Below are 17,502 nucleotides of genomic sequence, written 5' to 3' on the forward strand. Positions count from 1 at the left end.
CGCTGCTTGATCCAGCTGATGGTTTCGGGAACCGGAATCGATATCAGCAGGAATACGCGCACTCCGATTGCCCCGGAACGCAGGCGCGGGCCAGCCTGCCGCGGTCGCCAATCCAGGTTTCGCCGGCGGCCGCTTCGGCGACCGCCGGCATCGCGTCAACGCACGACGTACATGATGCGCCGTGTCTGCGGATCGATCAGCGCCCGCTGGCCGTTCACATAGACATAGCGGTAGTTGTAGTCAGGAATTTCGCGCAGCTCGACCGTATCGGGCAGGGTCGCGCCGGTGACCACCTCGCCGTCGAGATAGACGGGGTCGAGGCGATGGGTGTCGACATAGGTCCGTACCGCGGCCGGCGGCGCTGGAAAGTCGCCAACCACCGGATCGCTGGAAATGATCGCACCGGTATAGTCGGTCGAATAGTTGCCGATGTCGTCCGGCGGCGAGACCACGGCAACGGCGGAGCGGCGCTGCGTCAGCACCACGCGGCTGCCGCCGAAATCGGCGGTGACGTAGTCGGAATAGACCCAGCCCTGGCCGCCAGCTTCGGCGATGGTGCACCATTTGCTGTTTTCGATGCAGCCGTTGAGCGTCGCCGATTGGCCTGCGGCGAGAACGCCAATGACAGGATATTGCGGGCCGGGACCGGCACGCACGTTGAGATCGGTGACTGCCGAGACAGCGGTATCGGCCAATGCCGCGCCCGACATTGCGGTCAGCATCCCGGCTATTGCGGGAAACAATAAGGATTTCATGGGTTCTCTCCGTTTCACAGTCCCTCGGCGGTGACAACGGGACAGCAGCGCATGCGTTCCGGCTAAAATGCGCGAGCCAACTCACGATTTGTTCCGGCCTCCATCGGCAAGCCGGTCAGAAGATCGTGTACGAACGCCAGTTTCCGCGCGGTCGCGTCCGAAATGACGAAGGGGTAGAGGTCGGGGAGACCCATGCAGCGGTTGATCGAATTGGAGGCTTCCGACAGCACCAGCCAGCGGGCAAGGATCTTGTCGAAGGGCTCGGGCGTGTTGGCGGGTTCCGAGGGTGCCGCCTGCGGCTCGCCCCCGGTATCGCCCCGCGGCAGTTCGTTCGCCGCCACCGTCTCCAGCCGGCCGAGCGGGAAGTTCAGCGCATGGACCATCTCCAGCGTGTCGGTGATGTGCAGGTGGTGGGCCCAGGTCTCGGCCCAGTCCTCCCACGGATGCGAGGTGGCGTAGGCCGAGATGTGGTCTTGCTGCCAATCGGGCGCCGCGCCATTGGCGTAATAGGCCTTCAGCGCCTGTTCGTAGTCGGCACGCTCGTCGCCGAACAAGGCGCGGAACGCTTCCAGCCTTTGCGGATCGTCGCGGATCAGGCGGTCCCAGTAATAGTGGCCGAGCTCGTGGCGGAAATGGCCGAGCAGCGTGCGGTAATTCTCACCCATCTGGACGCGACGTTTTTCGCGCTCGGCTGAATCGGCTTCGGCGACGTTCAGCGTGATCAGGCCGTTGTCGTGACCAGTGAGAATCCGTTCGCCGCCCGGGCCGCCGCCGATCGGATCGGCGAGGAAGTCGAAGGCCAGCCCGATCTCGTCCGTCGGGCTCTGCTTGGGCGCCACCGGCAGGCCGAAGGCGAGCAGCGAATAGATGGCGCGCTTCTTCGCCGCCTCGACGCGAATCCAGCGGCGGCGATTGCCGTCGACCGAGAGATCGGGGATCAGCTGGTTCAGCACGCAGGCACGGCAGAAGACCTGTCCCGGCTCGGCCATCCAGTTGCAGGCGCATTCGTCGGCATTGGTGCACTGGATCGCGCCGTCGACGCCGGACAAGACAAAGCGCGCGCCCTCGGGATCATAAAGCACGAGACTGCTGCAGTTCAGGCACTGGGCATTCTCGAAATAGAGACGGTGGCCGCAATGCGGGCAGTCGAAAAGTTTCATCTCGGTCTCAATTCGTCAGAAGGGATGCATGATTCATCTGAAAGGGATGCATGATTCATAGGAAGGGATCATGGCGGCCCGTGCCCAAACGCGAACCACCGGCCGGTGTTCCGCGGTCCATCGCGACTATTTTGCTTCGCCGGTCCAGGCGCGCCTGCCCCGGTCCATGGGCGGCATCAGAGTCTTTCATGCCTGACACTCGCCATAATAATCACTTGATCGTAGGCAAATTCCCCGGCATTCGCCAGCATCGCGCCACAGACGGTGACAAATGCGCGTTTCGCTGGCAAATTCGCAAACGGGACGTGAATCAGGCAACTAGGAGAACAACATGGCATTTCGTGCCAAGGGTAGGATTTTAGCGGCGGCGGTGGTGGCGGTGCTCGGGCTGGCAACCGGCGCGCAAGCGGCGGCCAGCTGCGGCAAGACCGGCGCCGGCTTCGACGCCTGGAAACAGGACTTCGCCGCCGAGGCCAAGTCCGAAGGTGTCGGGTCGAGGGGTCTGGCTGCTCTGGCCGGCGCGACCTACGCAACAAGGACGATCTCCGCCGACCGCGCCATCCACAAGGCCTTCAGCGGCTCGGTGGACGATTTCATGAAACGCCGCGGCGGGTCGGCGATCATCTCCAAGGGCCGTTCGCTGAAGAAGTCGAACGCGGCGCTGTTCAACCAGATCGAAGCCAACTACGGCGTGTCGCCGGGCGTGCTGCTCGCCATCTGGGGCATGGAAACCGGCTTCGGTGCTTCCATGGGCAACCAGAACACAGTCTCCGCCATTGTGACGCTTGCCTATGATTGCCGCCGGCCCGACTATTTTCACCCGCATGCCATCGCGGCCCTGAAGCTGGTTGATCGCGGAGCGTTGACCGCCTCGTCGGTCGGCGCCATGCATGGCGAGATCGGCCACACGCAGTTCCTGCCCGGAAATGTCTTGAAGTATGCGGTAGGCAGCGGAAACCTGCGCGACAAGGCGATCGCTTTGGCGTCCACCGCCAACTTCCTCAAGGGTCACGGCTGGCGGGCTGGCGCCAGCGCGCAGTCGAATATGGGCGCGATCGCCGGCTGGAATTCGGCAAGCGTCTATCAGCAGGCCATCGCCCGCATCGCCACCGCGATCGACGCCGATTGATCGATCCGCACGGCCATTGAACGAAAAACCCGGCTCCGCGCCGGGTTTTTCATTTCACGTCGAGCGCATAGGAGCAGCCGGCCAGCGTCCTGCCGGGGTGGGACTCGACGGTCGAGACGTTGAGCGTGATGCGCGTGGCAAGGCTCACGCCGCCGGCATCCTCGCTGCTTTCGGCCATGACCTTCTCGCCGAGGAACTTGTCCGGCGTCGAGACCGTCGCCGGGACGTCGAGCTGGCGGGCGAGGTCCGGCGCTGCGATGCCATCAAGCACGGCCATCGGCCCTGTCGCGGTAAAGACGATCGTCGCGGTCTCGCGCCCGAAGACATGGACCGGGACCGGCAATCGATACTGCCGCAGGAAGGGATTGCCGGAAGCGACCTCCTTCCAGCCAAGGGTCTGCGCCGCGTCTGGCTCACCGCCCAGCCAGAGGGCAAGACCATTATACGCCGGCAGATCGGCCCTGCATTCGATGAGGGCGGCGAGGTCCAGGGAGGTGGGCGCGAAGTCCCCAGCCATGACCGGCGCCGCCAGAAAGAGCAGCGGCACCAGGCATCGACCGAGACAGCGCATTCCGTCTAGCTGTTGCGGTTGCGCGCGGCCAATGTCCGCAGCCTCAGCGCATTGAGGCGGATGAAGCCGGCGGCGTCCTTCTGGTCATAGGCGCCACGGTCGTCCTCGAAGGTGACCAGCGCGTCGGAATAGAGCGTCTTCCCAGATTTGCGGCCGGTGACCATGACATTGCCCTTGTAGAGCTTCAGCCGCACCGTGCCTTCGACGTCTTCCTGGCTCTTGTCGATCATCGCCTGCAGCATCAGGCGCTCGGGCGAGAACCAGAAGCCGTTGTAGATGAGCTCCGCGTAGCGCGGCATGAACTCGTCCTTGAGGTGCGCGGCACCCCGGTCGAGCGTGATCGATTCAATGGCGCGATGGGCCACGATCAGGATAGCGCCTCCCGGCGTTTCATACACGCCTCGCGATTTCATGCCGACGAAACGGTTCTCGACCAGGTCGAGCCGGCCTATGCCATTGTCGCGGCCGAGATCGTTCAGCGCCGCCAGCATGGTGGCCGGCGACAGCTTCTTGCCGTTGAGCGCGACCGGGTCGCCCTTCAGGAATTCGATCTCGATCTCGGTGACGGCATCCGGCGCGTCCATCGGCGACACGGTGCGCTGGTGCACGAATTCCGGCGGCTCGCTCCATGGGTCTTCCAGCACCTTGCCCTCGGAGGACGAGTGCAGCAGATTTGCGTCGACGGAGAACGGTGCGTCGCCCCTCTTGTCCTTCGGCACCGGGATCTGGTGCTGTTCGGCGAAGTTCATCAGGTCGGTGCGCGATTTGAACGACCAGTCGCGCCACGGCGCGATGACCTTGATGTCGGGGTTGAGCGCATAGGCCGAAAGCTCGAAACGGACCTGGTCGTTGCCCTTGCCGGTGGCGCCATGCGCGATGGCGTCGGCGCCGGTTTCCCTGGCGATCTCGACCAGGTGCTTGGAGATCAGCGGCCGCGCGATCGAGGTGCCCAGGAGATAGGTGCCTTCATAGACGGTGTTGGCGCGGAACATAGGGAAGACGAAGTCGGCGACGAATTCCTCGCGTACGTCGACGACGCGGATGTCCTTGATCCCCATCATCTCGGCCTTGCGGCGCGCCGGCTCCAGCTCGCCGCCCTGGCCGAGGTCGGCGGTGAAGGTGACGACTTCGGCGCCGAGTTCGGTCTGCAGCCATTTAAGGATGATGGATGTGTCGAGGCCGCCGGAATAGGCGAGCACGACCTTCTTGACGTCTTTGATCTTGGACATTTCTGCTCCGTCGAAAAGCGGACGCTTGAGGCAAGGCGTCACGGATTGTCGGAGCGCCTTTTAGCAGGAACGGCAAAGCGAGCAAGCGCACGCGGCGCAAGGTTGCTGATCCAGCGCGGCAGTGCGACGCCGGGCTTGATCGGGAGGACCGATCCCGGGGCCATGCCGCCGGTCACCAGGCGCTCAAGAACGCCGCCTGTAAGCTGCGAAATGTAAGCTGGCGAAACTGGCCGAACCGCTCCAACTCCACCGGAGGACGCGCTGGCCCCATCTGGCGCCGGCGAGACGGGTCCTGTATAGCCGACGCGTTCCCCCGGGGCCTGCCATGTCCTTCATTCCCGACACCACCACGCTGATCCAGTTCGCCATCGCCACCGTGATCCTGGCGATCACGCCAGGCCCCGACATGACGCTGTTCGTGTCGCGCACGCTGAGCCAGGGCCGCGCCACCGGCTTTGCCTCGATGGCCGGCGCGCTGTGCGGCACGCTGATCCACACCACGCTGGTGGTGGTCGGCGTCTCGGCGCTGATCGTCGCCTCGCCGATGGCTTTCTTCGTGCTGAAGATCTTTGGCGCCGGCTATCTCGTCTTCCTCGCCTGGCAGGCGATCGCCAAGGGCTCGGCTTTCTCGCCGGAAAAGAAGACCGGCCCGCGGATTTCCTTGTTGCGCAGCTGGGCGGCGGGACTCGGCGTCAATTTGCTCAACCCGAAGATCATCCTGTTCTTCATGACCTTCCTGCCGCAATTCGTCTCCGCGCACGATCCGAACGCGCCGGGGAAGCTGTTCTTCCTCGGCTCCATGTTCATCGTGCTGTCGATCCCGGTGACGGTACCGATGGTGCTGGCGGCGGAAAAATTCTCGGCGGCGATGAAAGCCAGCCCCCGTGTGACGCGGGTGGTCGACTATCTCTTCGCCGGCGTGTTCTCGGCGTTCGCGCTCAAGATCCTGACGGCCCAGGCGAAGTAGAGACCTTCCACCAGCTTCCCGCCCAGCGCCCGGCGGCAAGCCAATAGAAGATCCCGCCGACCATGCCGCCACCGAGTACCGCCATGATGGCGCTGGCTTCGGTGACCGCGAAAGGGGAATTGCGGACATTGTCGACGAGGCCGAGGAAAACCCCCGCCACCCCCGCCCCGGCGAGCGCGTAGAACAACCAGTCGCGCCGGCCGAGAATTTCGGCAATCAGGATGACGATCGCCGCCGGCATGAAGCCGAAATAGGCGACGAACAGGGCGACGAAGGGAATTGAAAAATAGAGCGATGCCGTTGCCGCCGGATGCGCTTGCACCGGCGCGTAGCCGAGCGAGGCCAGGAACAGGATGTTGAGGAAGGCGCTCGCCGCCAGCGAGGCGGCGGCGTAACGAACAGGATGATGGCGAAGCGCACGATGTAGGTGACGACACGGTTCATCGGGGATCACGGCCCGTGAGACGACCGGAGCTGCGTCCAGCCAGAAGCCAGTAGACCCAACCGGCGGCAATGCCGGCGGCGGCCAGAAAACCCAGGAAGCCCGGATTGAAAACGAAGCCTCCGGCGGAGCCCGGCACAAAAACACCGAAGGCGATCGACGTGACCGCGCCCGTGACGGCGAAGTAGAACCATCCTCGCAGAGCCAGCCGTTCGGCGACGAAGATCGCCGGGCCGACGATCAGCAGCGCGCAGATCGCCACGGTCAACACGGCGAGCGGGAAGGAGGCCAGCCAGTCGAATGTGAAAATGATCGACCAGTTGCCGTCCTCGATCCCTGCCAGAAGAACGATCAGTAGCACCGGCACCAGGATCGAGGTCAGCACGGCGGCGAGGTAGCCGACCGCAATCATGGCGAAGCGTGTGAGGCCGGCGACGAGACGGCTCACACCTCGCCGTGCCCCGCGATCATCATGGCTTCCAGCGCCAGCCGGTCGACCTTGCGCATGCGTTCCGATTCCGACTTCAGCTGGCCGCAGGCGGCCAGGATGTCGCGGCCGCGCGGCGTGCGGATCGGCGAGGCATAGCCGGCATTGTTGATGTAGTCGGCGAACTTCTCGATCGTCTCCCAGTCCGAGCACTGGTAGTTGGTGCCCGGCCACGGGTTGAACGGGATCAGGTTTATCTTGGCCGGAATCCCCTTGAGCAGCTTGATCAGCCCCTTGGCGTCCTCAATGGAATCGTTGACGTCCTTCAGCATCACATATTCGAAGGTGATGCGCTTGGCGTTGGAGAGACCGGGATAGGCGCGGCAGGCGGCGATCAGCTCCTTCAGCGGATATTTCTTGTTGATCGGCACCAGAAGGTCGCGCAGATCGTCATTGGTCGCATGCAGCGAGATCGCCAGCATGACGCCGATCTCCTCGCCGGTGCGGAAAATCTCGGGCACGACGCCGGAGGTCGACAGCGTGATGCGGCGCTTCGACAGGGACAGGCCGTCGCCGTCGGAGGCGATCAGCAGCGCCTTCTTCACCGCCTCGAAATTATAGAGCGGCTCGCCCATGCCCATCATGACGATGTTGGACACTTTTCGGCCCTCGGCCGGCACGATGGCGCCATCCGGCGTGTCGCGGTCGGGGAAATCGCCGAGCCGGTCGCGCGCGGTGAGCAACTGCGCCAGGATTTCTTCGGCGGTCAGGTTGCGCACCAGCTTCTGCGTGCCGGTGTGGCAGAACGAACAGGTCAGCGTGCAGCCGACCTGCGAGGAGATGCAGAGCGTGCCGCGGCCTTCCTCGGGGATATAGACTGTCTCGATCTCGACCGGCCGGCCGGCGCCGCGCGGCGGAAAGCGGAACAGCCACTTTCGCGTGCCGTCGGCGGAAATCTGCTCCTCGACGATCTCGGGCCGGGCGACGGTGAAATGCTTGTCGAGTTCGGCGCGCAGATCCTTGGAGATGTTGAACATGCCGGCGAAGTCGGAAACGCCGCGTACATACATCCAGTGCCAGAGCTGCTGGGCGCGCATCTTTGCCTGGCGCTCCGGCACGGTGCCGGATTCGACAAGAGCGGCGGCGAGTTCCGTCCGCGTGAGGCCGATCAGCGATGGCTTTTCGGTCCGCGCGGCACGGCCGCGCAAGGCGTCACGGGCGCCTTCGGCGGTAAGGTCGAGTGAAAGGGTCATGGTTGCACAGATATAAGCGGTTTGCGGCCGATTTCATCCATCGGCCCGATATGAAGCGCGGCGCATAGCACAGGTTGAGCGCGAAGTCATGCGGTGCACGCCAAACTGGGGTCCGCCGTCGGTGTCCCGATCGCCACCGTCCCCGTGAAGGACGATCGCCGCCGGTGGACGCGATGTCGTTGGCGGCGATCACTTAGTCGTGTTGGCGTAACGATCCCCATCGCGCCTTCGAACCCTGAATGGGGCAACTGTGCCCCTACAGAATGGGAGTATGCAGGATGAAATCGATCAAGCTCGCCGTCGTTGCCGGCTTCGCCGCTCTTTGCGCCTCGCAGGCGTTTGCCGAGGACGCGATGGGCACCATGAGCATGATGAAAGGCGGACAAGTGACGGCGATCATGCCCGACGGGCATATGGGCACCATGACGCCGGACGCGAAGATGGGCGCCGACATGATGAAGATGGCCAAGCCCATCAAGCACTGCATGATGATGATGACCGACGCCAAGGGCAAAGCCTACATGATCGACACCTCGACCAAGAAGGCCCAGGCCGAATGTGAAAAAATGGCTATGTGACGATCCCGCAAGGATGTTCCCGCCGGCTTGGAGGCCGGCGGGACGAGCGGCTTCCATATTCCGCGCGTCCATCCCCGCGTCTACCTGTCGATGGAGAGCGTATCGATCCCGGTGCTCTGGTCGGTTTCCGGCGGTGGCGGCGCGGCCCCGCGGGCTCGGTAGGACGGCAGGTCGGGAGCGCCGGCCGCTACGGGATTGGCGTCGAGCCGCGCGATCAGACGCTTCATTTGCGTGATCTCGCGCACCTGGGCGTCGATGATGCCGTCCGCCAGCTTTCGCACCTCCGGGTCGCGGATATGGGCGCGTTCGCTGGTCATGATCGCGATCGAGTGGTGCGGGATCATGGCCTTCATGTAAGAGACGTCGCTCACGGTTTCCTGGCTTCTGACCAGCCACAAGACGCCAGCGAATACCAGCATGCCGCCGATGACGATGCCTACATTCGCGGCCACGCTCTCGTACATCCCCCACATGAAGCCGATCATGACGATGGCCATGGCGGCGCCCATCACGATGGCCATCCACACCCGGGTCTGGCTGAAGAAAACATGATCCAGCGCATAGGTGTTCAGGTACATGAGCCCGTACATGAGGACCGTGGAAACCAGGATCATCGCGGCGAATCTGACATAGCTCATGACTGCGGGCTCCTTGTTCAAAGGGACACAACCGCGACGGTGGGCTTTTTGATCCCGTCCGATCGGCAGACTCACACTTGATCGGCGTCATGCCTGTGTTAGGGCTGGGTTTTCCCCCCGAGGGCAGACATGGCCGGCCAATCGCGAAAACACCCCATGCTGCGGCGTTCGCGCGCCATGTGGGCCTCGCGCCGCGTCTGGCAGCCACGTCTGGTGTTCTGGGCCGGTGCGATCTCGATCGGCCTGATCAGCGTGCTCTTTGCCGTGCTGGCCGACAAGGCGCAGGCGCTGTTTCATGTCGTGATCGGCAATGACGGCGGCTGGCGTTTCTATCTGCCGCTGGCCATCACGCCGCTCGGCTTTGTGCTGTGCGCCTGGCTGGCGCACGCCTTCTTCCCGGGCTCGCAAGGCAGCGGCATTCCGCAGGCGATCGCCGCCCGCCACCTGCGCGACGATGACGACCGCAGCCATATCCTGTCGCTCAGGCTGGTGGCGGGCAAGATCGCGCTCACCCTTGTCGGCCTGTTCTGCGGCGCTTCGATCGGCCGCGAGGGACCGACCGTACAGGTCGGCGCGTCGCTGATGCTGCAGGCGGCGCGTTGGGGCGGCATGGCGCAGGCGCGCGGCCTGATCCTGGCCGGCTCGGCGGCGGGCATCGCGGCGGCGTTCAACACCCCGCTCGCCGGCATCGTCTTCGCCATCGAGGAAATGGGCCGCACCTATGAGGCGCGCACCAACGGGCTGGTGCTGACCGCGGTCATCCTGGCCGGCCTCGCCTCGCTCGGCGTGCTCGGCAACTACACCTATTTCGGCGTGTCCAAGGAGACGATCTCGTTTGCCGTCGACTGGCCGCTGGTGATCGCCTGCGGCGTCATCGGCGGCGGCTTTGGCGCCTTGTTCTCGTTGCTGGCGTTGAAGGCGACGCGGCGTATCCGACGCTGGAACGCGCTGCAGCCGCTGTGGCGCGCGCTGCTGGTGGCCGCGATCTGCGGACTGGCGGTCGCGGTGATCGGTATCGCCTCGGGCGGGCTGACCTTCGGCACCGGCTACGCGCAGGCGCGCAGCGCGGTCGAAGGCACGCCGCTGCCCTGGTTCTTCTTTGCCGAGAAATTCGCGGCCGGCCTGCTGTCGATGATCTCAGGCATTCCCGGCGGCATCTTCGCGCCCTCGCTGGCGGTCGGCGCCGGCATCGGCAGCTCGCTCGGCCTGATGTTCGGGAGCAGCGCGGGCGTCGCGGCCCTGCTCGGCATGGCGGGCTATTTCGCCGGCGTCGTGCAAGCGCCGATGACGGCTTTCGTCATCATCCTCGAAATGACCGGCAATCACGACAATGTCATCGGCCTGATGCTGGCTTCGATGCTGGGCTACGGCACGGCGCGGCTGATCTCGCACGAGCCGCTTTATCACGCCCTGTCGCGGGTGTTCATCGCCGAGGCGATCCGGCGGCGGCGGGCGGAGGCCGCACCGGAATCAGGGCTGGGCTGAAAAAGCAAAGGCCGGGCGTTACGGCCCGGCCTTCGGTTCAAAAACGAAGATGGCCTATTTGCACTTGGCGATCGAGGACAGCGCCGCCGAAATGCCCTTAAGCGAGAAGACATAGTTCGTGGGATTGCCGCGGCCCGACTTCGCCGACACCTTCATGTCGGTTCCGGTCTTCATCGCGGCGATCAGCACTGGCTCTTCCGCCGCGTTCTCGACCCAGGCCGATTTCCCGCGCGTGAACATCGAGAAGCTCTTCTTGTCGATGGTGACGGTGGCCTTGGAACCTTCCTGGAAATTGTAGCCGGCGATGAACTGAGGCTCATAGGACACTTGCTGGCCGGGCCGCTGGCTGACGAAGAAGAACATGTCGCCGTGGTCGAGCGTCGGCGGCTGCTTGTCGGTCGGCACGGTCAGCACGTAGCAGACCTTGCCGCCCGAAGCCTGGTAGCTGTAGGTGCCCCAGGCATTGTGCTGGCCGATCTTGGTCGCCTGCTGCGCCAGCGCCGGCGCCGCCGAGGCCGCCAGGACCAGGCTCGAAACTAGTGCAATCAATCCGCGCATCGTTTTTCCCGTATTCCAAATGGTGCGGAGGCGGGCCGCGTGGCGTCCTGCCGTCGCTTCATTTTGATTTAATCTGGGTTACCAAACGGTGAATTTCCCAAGAGAAAAGGACCTTCACCCCAGGAAACCGCCGCCATTTCCGCGCCGCCGCCTTGTCAGCGGCCGGCTCGGTGTCCCTTTGGCGACTTGGAGGCCACGAAAACGGCAAGAGTTTGACTTCTAACCCGCCGCTGAACGCCCCTGTCCAGCGGTCGAGCCGTCGCGGCGGGATTCGGCCGGCGGGACTTCAGCTCTTATCGGCGATGGCGTCCTTGGCGGCTTGCCGGTGCGCGGGCGTGATATGGGCGCTGACGGCGGTGATCGCGGCGGTCAGCACGGCGATGTCGTCGGTGAAGCCGAGACCGAAGATGAAGTCGGGGATGAGATCGACCGGCAGGACGAAATAGCCGAGCGCGGCCACCAATATGCCCTTGGCACGCAGCGGCGTCTTCTTGTCCATGGCGCAGTAATAGGCGGCGACGACATCTTCCATGAACGGAATCTGCCGAGCGGCCTTCCTGGCCGTGCGCCAGAACTTTTCGCGCACTTCGCCTTCGCCGGCCAGCTTGTCGCCAAAGCCGAAGAAATCAAAACCGGATTCTTGCGCCATCAATCTCTCCTTGCGGGCCTCATGCGCGTCTCAGCGCACGTCCGCCGATCAAAATGTGGTGAAAGCTTAACCCGGCTGCAAGATGCGGGCGCCGATTTGCCGGGTCCGCGCCGGGCCTGGACGTTGGACAGCCCGTGTTCAGCCGCCGAAATAGCGGTTCATCTTCTTCGCCAATTCGATGTCGAGCGCCGTCACGCCGCCGGCGTCATGCGTGTTCAGGGTAACGCTGACGGTCTTGTAGACATTCGACCAATCGGGATGGTGGTCCATCTTCTCGGCGGTCAGCGCCACCCTGGTCATGAAGGCGAAGGCTTCGGAGAAATTGGCGAAGGTGAAGGTGCGGCCGATCGAGGCTCCGTCGTCCGCCAGTGCCCAGCCATCAAGCCCTGTGAGCGCTGCTTCGGCGGCCTCCCTGCCCAGTTTCTCTCTCGTCATGTCCGCTTCCCGTGCTATTGGGCTGAAGTCGTCACCATAGCGCCGGATCCATGATCGCGAAGCCCATAAATTCCATTCTTTTCGTCTGCCTCGGCAACATCTGTCGGTCGCCGCTGGCCGAAGGCATTCTTGGCGCCGTGCTGGCGGAGCGCGGATATGGCGGCGATATCGTGCTCGATTCGGCCGCGACCAGCGGCTGGGAGGTCGGCTCCGCTCCCGACCCGCGCTCGATCGCCATCGCGTCTCACCACGGCATCGACATCTCGCGGCAGCGGGCGCGCAAGATCATGCCGGAGGATTTTCACCGCTTCGACCTGATCTTCGGCATGGACCGGTCCAACGTCGCCGACCTGAAGGCGCTGGCGCCGGCGGCGGTGCGCGACCGTATCCACCTGTTCCTGGAATTCGCCGAGGGAAGGCCGCGCGATGTACCGGACCCCTACTATGAGGACCAGCAAGCGTTTGCCGAGGTCTATCGCATGATCCGCGAGGCGTCGGAGGTGCTGGCGACACGGCTGGCGGCACGCGTATCGACGCCGGACAGCGGCCATGCCTCCTCGACAATATAGGGGCCGCCACCCACCGAATCGCGCGACGACATCAGCACGAAACGGCCGATGCGGAACGGCAGCGTCGAGAAATTGCCGCGCGCCGACAGATATTGGGCGACGTCGAGCGGGCTCGAATTGCGCAGCCGCGCCAGCGTCACATGCGGCATGAACCTGCGCGGATCGGCGGGAATGCCGAGCCGCTGGCAGATGCGCTCGATTTCGGCCTGAAGAGCCGCCAGATCGGGCGAGGACGAAGCGCCGGCCCACACCGCATGCGGCTTCTTCTGGCCGAAAGCCCCGACACCGGACAAGGTCAGCGAGAAGGAAGGGCGATGCACCCGGTCGAGAGCGTTGGCGATCTCGTCGGCGACATGGCCCTGGACGTCGCCGATGAAGCGTAACGTCAGATGGTAGTTTTCGACGTCGATCCAGCGGGCCCCGGGCAGGCCGCCCCGGAGCAGGGACAGCGAAAGGGCGGCATCACGCGGAATTTCGAGGGCGGTGAAAAGACGCGGCATGAAGAGCCTCCCTTCCTCGAATCGAAACTGTCATCCCTAGCGAATCATCGATAATCAAATGGAGCAAGTGGTTTGTTGGTCCCGGATGCAATCTAGATGCAATCTAAAGCTTCCGCGGCGGAACCGGTTCCATCCGACGTCACGATCCTCCTGGCGCCGCCGCCATGGCCTTCTCGACGGTGGGCAGGATGCGTTCGACCATCAGGTCGACGCCGCGAGCACTCGGATGCAGGCCGTCCTCGAGCTGCAGGCCGGGCTGGCCGGCGACGCCGTCGAGGAAGAACGGATAGAGCGGAACATCGTATTTGCCGGCCAGGTCAGCAAAGATGGCGTCGAAGGCGCTCTGGTAGTCGGCGCCGAGATTGGGCGCCGCCCGCATGCCGGCCAGCAGCACGGCAATCTTGCGCTCTTTGAGCTTGCCTAGCATCTCGTCCAGGTTCCGTTTGGTGATGTCGGGCGCGACGCCGCGCAGCATGTCGTTGGCGCCGAGTTCGAGGATCACCAGCTGCGTGCCGTCAGGCACCGACCAGTCGAGCCGCGCCAGGCCGCCGCTGGAGGTGTCGCCGGAGACGCCGGCATTGGCGACGACGACGTCATGGCCCTTGGCGCGAAGTGCTGCCTGCAATTTGTCGGTAAAGCCCTCGCCCGGGCCAAGGCCGTACCCCGCCATCAGGCTGTCACCGAAGCCGACGATCTTGAAAGGCGCGGCGCGCGCCGACGAGATGCCGCCGCAGATGGCGAGGAAAACGACCAGGCCTGCGGCAAAGCGGCGTTTGAAAGACATGCGGCAGGCCCCATATGACAGAGAATTCTTCCGGCGATGGCTTCCGACAGGTAGAGCCTCCCTTTCCATATAGGACGCTTTCATTTTGACAGAAGCCGTCATCGCGCTGAAAGACATATCCCTGACACTCGGCGAAGGCGCTTCGTCGGTTCATGTATTGAAGGGCGTCAGCCTCGACGTCGCGCGCGGCGAGGCGACGGGTATCGTCGGCCCGTCGGGGTCCGGCAAGTCGACATTGCTGATGGTGCTGGCCGGGCTGGAGCGGGTCGATTCCGGTACGGTGCGCATTGCCGGCGAACTGCTCAACGGTAAAAGCGAGGACCAGATCGCTTCGTTTCGCGGCCGAAACATTGGCATCGTGTTCCAGTCCTTCCACCTCATCCCCAATATGACGGCGCTCGAAAATGTCGCCGTGCCGCTGGAACTGGCCGGCCACGCCGATCCCTTCTCGGTGGCGGAGCGGGAACTGGCGGCCGTCGGCCTCAGCGACCGCGTCGCCCATTATCCCGGCGAGCTCTCCGGCGGCGAGCAGCAGCGCGTGGCGATCGCCCGGGCGCTGGCACCATCGCCGCGCATCCTGATCGCCGACGAGCCGACCGGCAATCTCGATCAGGCGACGGGGCGGCAGGTCGCCGATCTGCTGTTCGCCAAGGCCGCCGAACGCGGCATGACGCTGGTGCTGGTGACCCATGATCCGGCGCTCGCGGCGCGCTGCTCGCGCCAGGTTTCGATGCGCTCCGGCCGGATCGAGGCGCCGCCGCCGGTCAGGATCACCGCCTGATGCCGCTGGCGCGGACCTTGAAGCTTGCCATCCGCTTCTCGCTGCGCGAGATGCGCGGCGGCCTGTCCGGCTTCCTCATCTTCCTCGCCTGCATCGCGCTCGGCGTGGCGGCTATCGGCGGCGTCAATTCGGTGGCCCGCTCCATCACCGCCGGTGTCGCCGATCAGGGCCAGACGCTGCTCGGCGGCGATCTTCGCTTCCAGATCAACCAGCGCGACGCCAGCCAGGCAGAACTTGGCTTTCTCGACGGGCTGGGCGTGGTTTCGCATACCGCCGGCATGCGCTCGATGGCGCGCCTGGCTGACGGATCCGACCAGGCGCTGGTCGAGGCCAAGGCTGTCGACGAGGCCTATCCGCTCTATGGCGCGCTGGAAACCGAACCGGTGCTGACGAAGCAGGAACTGTTCGGCGGGCAGTTCGGCGTTTTCGGCGCCGCGGCACCCGATCTCTTGTTCGAACGGCTGCATCTCAAGATCGGCGACCGGCTGAAGCTCGGCACCGCCACGTTCGAACTGCGCGCCAGGCTGGTGGCCGAGCCCGACGCGGTCTCCGACGGGTTCGGCTTCGCGCCAAGGCTGATGATCTCGACCGAGGGCCTGGCCGCCACCGGGCTGATCCAACCGGGCAGCCTGGTCGAGAACGCCTACAAGGTCCGGCTGCCCGCCGGTGCCGACGAGGCGCGGCTCAAGGCCATCCAGGACCGGGCGGCCAAGGATTTTCCGCAGGCCGGCTGGTCGATCCGCACGCGCAGCAACGCCGCACCGGCGCTATCCTCCAACATCGAACGCTTCTCCCAGTTCCTGACGCTGGTCGGGCTCACCGCGCTGGTGGTCGGCGGCGTCGGCGTCGCCAATGCGGTGCGCGCCTATCTCGACGGCAAGCGCGGCGTCATCGCCACCTTCAAGAGCCTGGGGGCGTCCGGCGGCTTCGTCTTTGCCGTCTACCTCGTGCAGATCCTGATCATCGCGGCACTTGGCATCGTGCTCGGCCTGGTGCTCGGGGCGCTGATGCCGTTCGCGGCGAGTGCCGCGCTTCAGTCGGTCATTCCGGTGCCGGCGCAGGGCGGCTTCTATCCCGGCGCGCTCGCCATGGCGGCGCTGTTCGGCCTGCTGGTGACGCTGGCCTTCGCGCTGTTGCCGCTCGGTCGCGCCCGTGACGTGCCGGCAACCGCGCTGTTTCGGGAAATGGGACTGGAAGGCCGGGGCCTGCCGCGCCCCGTCTATGTCGTTTGCGCGCTCGGCATCGCGCTTTTCCTGGCAGCGCTGGCGATCCTGTTTTCGGGCGACCAGCGCATCGCCTCGATCTTCGTCGGCGCCACCGTTTTTGCTTTCCTGGTGCTGCGTCTCGTCGGCGGACTGGTGCAATGGGCAGCCAGGAAAAGCCCGCGCGTGCGCTTTGTCGCGCTCAGGCTCGCCATCGGCAACATCCACCGGCCCGGGGCGCTGACGCCGTCCGTGGTGCTGTCGCTGGGGCTTGGGCTGACGCTGTTGGTGACACTGGCGCTGATCGACGGGAATCTCAGGCGCCAGATCTCCGGCAGCCTGCCGGAGCGGGCGCCGAACTTCTTCTTCGTCGACATCCAGGGCAGCGAAGTCGATGCGTTCTCCTCGCTGATCGCGAAGGAGGTGCCGCGGGGAACGCTGGCCAAGGTGCCGATGCTGCGCGGCCGGGTCATGGCTCTCAACGGCGTCGATGTCGACAAGGTCAAGGTGCCGGCCGAGGGCGCCTGGGTGCTGAAGGGAGATCGCGGCCTGACCTATGACACCAGGCAACCGGAAAACGCGACGCTGACAGAGGGCAAATGGTGGCCCGACAACTATGCCGGCGAGCCGCTGGTTTCGTTTTCCGACAACGAAGGCAAGGAAATCGGCCTGAAGCTCGGCGACACCATCACCGTCAATGTGCTCGGCCGCAATGTCACCGCCCGCATCGCTAATTTCCGCCAGGTCGAGTGGGAGACGATGGGCATCAATTTCGTCATGGTGTTCTCGCCCAACACATTCGCCGGCGCCCCGCATGGCTGGATAGCCACGCTCACCGAAAAGAACGCCTCGGCGGCCGACGACGCGCGCGTCCTCAACGCCGTCACCCGCGCCTTCCCCGCCGTGACGACGGTGCGGGTCAAGGATGCACTCGACATCGTCAACCGGCTGGTCGGCCAGCTCGGCACGGCGATCCGGGCCGCGGCCGGCGTGGCGCTGATCGCCTCGGTTCTGGTGCTTGCCGGCGCGCTTGCCGCCGGCAACCGGGCGCGCATCCACGACGCGGTGGTGCTGAAGACGCTGGGCGCCACCAGGCGAACGCTGATCACGGCATTCTCTCTGGAATACATGCTGATCGGACTGGCCACCGCGATCTTCGCGCTCGCCGCCGGCAGCGCCGCCGCCTGGTTCGTGGTCGCACGCATCATGACGCTGCCATCGCATTTCATGCCCGAGGTGGCGGTGGCGACGATTGCCTTTTCGCTAGTGATCACGGTCGGCATCGGCCTTGCCGGCACCTGGCGGGTGCTCGGCCACAAGGCGGCACCCGTGCTGCGAAACCTCTGATTCGCCGGCGGGCGCCGCCTGCCCGGGTTAAATCTTGGTAAGG

The 17,502-nt window shown here is 64.9% G+C and carries 19 protein-coding genes and 1 pseudogene; 7 read left to right on the forward strand and 13 right to left on the reverse strand.

Annotated elements, in window-relative coordinates:
- Positions 1-155: 155 nt before the first annotated feature.
- Both LB571_RS02585 and LB571_RS02590 read right to left on the reverse strand, forming a co-directional pair.
- Positions 156-755, reverse strand: coding sequence for a DUF1236 domain-containing protein (locus tag LB571_RS02585; RefSeq protein WP_015314956.1), 600 nt, complete (start codon positions 753-755; stop codon positions 156-158).
- Between the two features lie 62 nt (positions 756-817).
- Complete coding sequence (locus LB571_RS02590) at positions 818-1,915, reverse strand: putative zinc-binding metallopeptidase (RefSeq protein WP_224592039.1); 1,098 nt, start codon at positions 1,913-1,915, stop codon at positions 818-820.
- Between the two features lie 331 nt (positions 1,916-2,246).
- On the opposite strand from LB571_RS02590, the gene LB571_RS02595 reads away from it, so the two are divergent.
- Positions 2,247-3,044: a lytic transglycosylase domain-containing protein gene (locus LB571_RS02595; protein WP_015314954.1), complete on the forward strand. Its 798-nt coding sequence runs from the start codon at positions 2,247-2,249 to the stop codon at positions 3,042-3,044.
- Positions 3,045-3,093: 49 nt separating this feature from the next.
- Here LB571_RS02595 and LB571_RS02600 read toward each other — a convergent pair whose 3' ends face one another.
- Both LB571_RS02600 and LB571_RS02605 read right to left on the reverse strand, forming a co-directional pair.
- Positions 3,094-3,615 (reverse strand): hypothetical protein, encoded by a 522-nt coding sequence (locus tag LB571_RS02600; protein WP_224587130.1) that lies wholly within the window; start codon positions 3,613-3,615, stop codon positions 3,094-3,096.
- Positions 3,616-3,620: 5 nt separating this feature from the next.
- Positions 3,621-4,844 (reverse strand): argininosuccinate synthase, encoded by a 1,224-nt coding sequence (locus LB571_RS02605; protein WP_224592042.1) that lies wholly within the window; start codon positions 4,842-4,844, stop codon positions 3,621-3,623.
- Between the two features lie 325 nt (positions 4,845-5,169).
- On the opposite strand from LB571_RS02605, the gene LB571_RS02610 reads away from it, so the two are divergent.
- The gene (locus tag LB571_RS02610) at positions 5,170-5,811 is read left to right on the forward strand and encodes a LysE family translocator (protein ID WP_015314951.1); all 642 of its coding nucleotides are present in this window, start codon (positions 5,170-5,172) and stop codon (positions 5,809-5,811) included.
- On the opposite strand, the pseudogene LB571_RS02615 reads toward LB571_RS02610, so the two are convergent.
- From LB571_RS02615 to rlmN, 3 genes and pseudogenes are all read right to left on the reverse strand, one after another.
- A pseudogene (locus tag LB571_RS02615) lies at positions 5,783-6,255 on the reverse strand (hypothetical protein). The gene LB571_RS02610 and the pseudogene LB571_RS02615 sit on opposite strands and share 29 nt — an antisense overlap.
- Positions 6,252-6,665, reverse strand: a complete 414-nt coding sequence (locus LB571_RS02620; protein ID WP_224529748.1) for a hypothetical protein — start codon at positions 6,663-6,665, stop codon at positions 6,252-6,254. Before LB571_RS02620 ends, LB571_RS02615 begins: the two are co-directional and overlap by 4 nt.
- A gap of 32 nt (positions 6,666-6,697) precedes the next feature.
- Complete coding sequence (rlmN, locus tag LB571_RS02625; RefSeq protein ID WP_140618248.1) at positions 6,698-7,933, reverse strand: 23S rRNA (adenine(2503)-C(2))-methyltransferase RlmN; 1,236 nt, start codon at positions 7,931-7,933, stop codon at positions 6,698-6,700.
- Between the two features lie 278 nt (positions 7,934-8,211).
- On the opposite strand from rlmN, the gene LB571_RS02630 reads away from it, so the two are divergent.
- Complete coding sequence (locus LB571_RS02630; protein WP_015314947.1) at positions 8,212-8,511, forward strand: hypothetical protein; 300 nt, start codon at positions 8,212-8,214, stop codon at positions 8,509-8,511.
- Between the two features lie 80 nt (positions 8,512-8,591).
- On the opposite strand, the gene LB571_RS02635 is transcribed toward LB571_RS02630, so the two are convergent.
- Complete coding sequence (locus tag LB571_RS02635; protein ID WP_224592045.1) at positions 8,592-9,149, reverse strand: DUF305 domain-containing protein; 558 nt, start codon at positions 9,147-9,149, stop codon at positions 8,592-8,594.
- 129 nt (positions 9,150-9,278) lie between these two features.
- Here LB571_RS02635 and LB571_RS02640 point away from each other — a divergent pair, with 129 nt between their 5' ends.
- On the forward strand, positions 9,279-10,634 hold the full coding sequence (locus tag LB571_RS02640) for a chloride channel protein (RefSeq protein ID WP_140660410.1): 1,356 nt from the start codon (positions 9,279-9,281) through the stop codon (positions 10,632-10,634).
- A gap of 54 nt (positions 10,635-10,688) precedes the next feature.
- On the opposite strand, the gene LB571_RS02645 is transcribed toward LB571_RS02640, so the two are convergent.
- From LB571_RS02645 to LB571_RS02655, 3 genes are all read right to left on the reverse strand, one after another.
- Positions 10,689-11,192, reverse strand: coding sequence for an invasion associated locus B family protein (locus tag LB571_RS02645; RefSeq protein ID WP_015314944.1), 504 nt, complete (start codon positions 11,190-11,192; stop codon positions 10,689-10,691).
- A gap of 286 nt (positions 11,193-11,478) precedes the next feature.
- A complete protein-coding gene (locus tag LB571_RS02650; protein ID WP_015314943.1) occupies positions 11,479-11,841 on the reverse strand; it encodes a YkvA family protein in 363 nt (120 codons plus the stop codon).
- Between the two features lie 138 nt (positions 11,842-11,979).
- Complete coding sequence (locus LB571_RS02655) at positions 11,980-12,276, reverse strand: 4a-hydroxytetrahydrobiopterin dehydratase (RefSeq protein WP_015314942.1); 297 nt, start codon at positions 12,274-12,276, stop codon at positions 11,980-11,982.
- A 50-nt stretch (positions 12,277-12,326) separates the two neighbouring features.
- Here LB571_RS02655 and LB571_RS02660 point away from each other — a divergent pair, with 50 nt between their 5' ends.
- Positions 12,327-12,845 (forward strand): low molecular weight protein-tyrosine-phosphatase, encoded by a 519-nt coding sequence (locus LB571_RS02660; protein ID WP_015314941.1) that lies wholly within the window; start codon positions 12,327-12,329, stop codon positions 12,843-12,845.
- On the opposite strand, the gene thpR is transcribed toward LB571_RS02660, so the two are convergent.
- Both thpR and LB571_RS02670 read right to left on the reverse strand, forming a co-directional pair.
- Entirely contained in the window at positions 12,749-13,345 is a 597-nt protein-coding gene (gene thpR, locus LB571_RS02665; RefSeq protein WP_015314940.1) for an RNA 2',3'-cyclic phosphodiesterase, read from the reverse strand. The two genes, LB571_RS02660 and thpR, sit on opposite strands and share 97 nt — an antisense overlap.
- Positions 13,346-13,484: 139 nt before the next feature.
- Positions 13,485-14,129: an arylesterase gene (locus LB571_RS02670; RefSeq protein WP_140719659.1), complete on the reverse strand. Its 645-nt coding sequence runs from the start codon at positions 14,127-14,129 to the stop codon at positions 13,485-13,487.
- 85 nt (positions 14,130-14,214) lie between these two features.
- Between LB571_RS02670 and LB571_RS02675 the strand changes: the two genes are divergently transcribed.
- Together LB571_RS02675 and LB571_RS02680 are read left to right on the forward strand one after the other, a co-directional pair.
- Entirely contained in the window at positions 14,215-14,910 is a 696-nt protein-coding gene (locus LB571_RS02675) for an ABC transporter ATP-binding protein (protein ID WP_140876176.1), read from the forward strand.
- Positions 14,910-17,459, forward strand: a complete 2,550-nt coding sequence (locus LB571_RS02680) for an ABC transporter permease (protein ID WP_224592049.1) — start codon at positions 14,910-14,912, stop codon at positions 17,457-17,459. The genes LB571_RS02675 and LB571_RS02680 overlap by 1 nt, the downstream gene beginning before the upstream one ends.
- Positions 17,460-17,502: the final 43 nt, after the last annotated feature.

Source organism: Mesorhizobium sp. BR1-1-4 (assembly GCF_020165375.1).
GTDB lineage: Bacteria > Pseudomonadota > Alphaproteobacteria > Rhizobiales > Rhizobiaceae > Mesorhizobium > Mesorhizobium australicum.

What these genes read in the sequence shown, in the direction of transcription:
- LB571_RS02620 (WP_224529748.1), bottom strand. Translation starts at nt 6,665, where the DNA reads ATGATTGCGGTCGGCTACCTCGCCGCCGTGCTGACCTCGATCCTGGTG.
- LB571_RS02595 (WP_015314954.1), top strand. Translation starts at nt 2,247, where the DNA reads ATGGCATTTCGTGCCAAGGGTAGGATTTTAGCGGCGGCGGTGGTGGCG.
- LB571_RS02670 (WP_140719659.1), bottom strand. Translation starts at nt 14,129, where the DNA reads ATGTCTTTCAAACGCCGCTTTGCCGCAGGCCTGGTCGTTTTCCTCGCC.
- LB571_RS02650 (WP_015314943.1), bottom strand. Translation starts at nt 11,841, where the DNA reads ATGGCGCAAGAATCCGGTTTTGATTTCTTCGGCTTTGGCGACAAGCTG.
- LB571_RS02605 (WP_224592042.1), bottom strand. Translation starts at nt 4,844, where the DNA reads ATGTCCAAGATCAAAGACGTCAAGAAGGTCGTGCTCGCCTATTCCGGC.
- rlmN (WP_140618248.1), bottom strand. Translation starts at nt 7,933, where the DNA reads ATGACCCTTTCACTCGACCTTACCGCCGAAGGCGCCCGTGACGCCTTG.
- LB571_RS02640 (WP_140660410.1), top strand. Translation starts at nt 9,279, where the DNA reads ATGGCCGGCCAATCGCGAAAACACCCCATGCTGCGGCGTTCGCGCGCC.
- LB571_RS02645 (WP_015314944.1), bottom strand. Translation starts at nt 11,192, where the DNA reads ATGCGCGGATTGATTGCACTAGTTTCGAGCCTGGTCCTGGCGGCCTCG.
- LB571_RS02630 (WP_015314947.1), top strand. Translation starts at nt 8,212, where the DNA reads ATGAAATCGATCAAGCTCGCCGTCGTTGCCGGCTTCGCCGCTCTTTGC.
- LB571_RS02680 (WP_224592049.1), top strand. Translation starts at nt 14,910, where the DNA reads ATGCCGCTGGCGCGGACCTTGAAGCTTGCCATCCGCTTCTCGCTGCGC.
- LB571_RS02660 (WP_015314941.1), top strand. Translation starts at nt 12,327, where the DNA reads ATGATCGCGAAGCCCATAAATTCCATTCTTTTCGTCTGCCTCGGCAAC.
- LB571_RS02610 (WP_015314951.1), top strand. Translation starts at nt 5,170, where the DNA reads ATGTCCTTCATTCCCGACACCACCACGCTGATCCAGTTCGCCATCGCC.
- LB571_RS02600 (WP_224587130.1), bottom strand. Translation starts at nt 3,615, where the DNA reads ATGCGCTGTCTCGGTCGATGCCTGGTGCCGCTGCTCTTTCTGGCGGCG.
- LB571_RS02635 (WP_224592045.1), bottom strand. Translation starts at nt 9,149, where the DNA reads ATGAGCTATGTCAGATTCGCCGCGATGATCCTGGTTTCCACGGTCCTC.
- thpR (WP_015314940.1), bottom strand. Translation starts at nt 13,345, where the DNA reads ATGCCGCGTCTTTTCACCGCCCTCGAAATTCCGCGTGATGCCGCCCTT.
- LB571_RS02585 (WP_015314956.1), bottom strand. Translation starts at nt 755, where the DNA reads ATGAAATCCTTATTGTTTCCCGCAATAGCCGGGATGCTGACCGCAATG.
- LB571_RS02655 (WP_015314942.1), bottom strand. Translation starts at nt 12,276, where the DNA reads ATGACGAGAGAGAAACTGGGCAGGGAGGCCGCCGAAGCAGCGCTCACA.
- LB571_RS02590 (WP_224592039.1), bottom strand. Translation starts at nt 1,915, where the DNA reads ATGAAACTTTTCGACTGCCCGCATTGCGGCCACCGTCTCTATTTCGAG.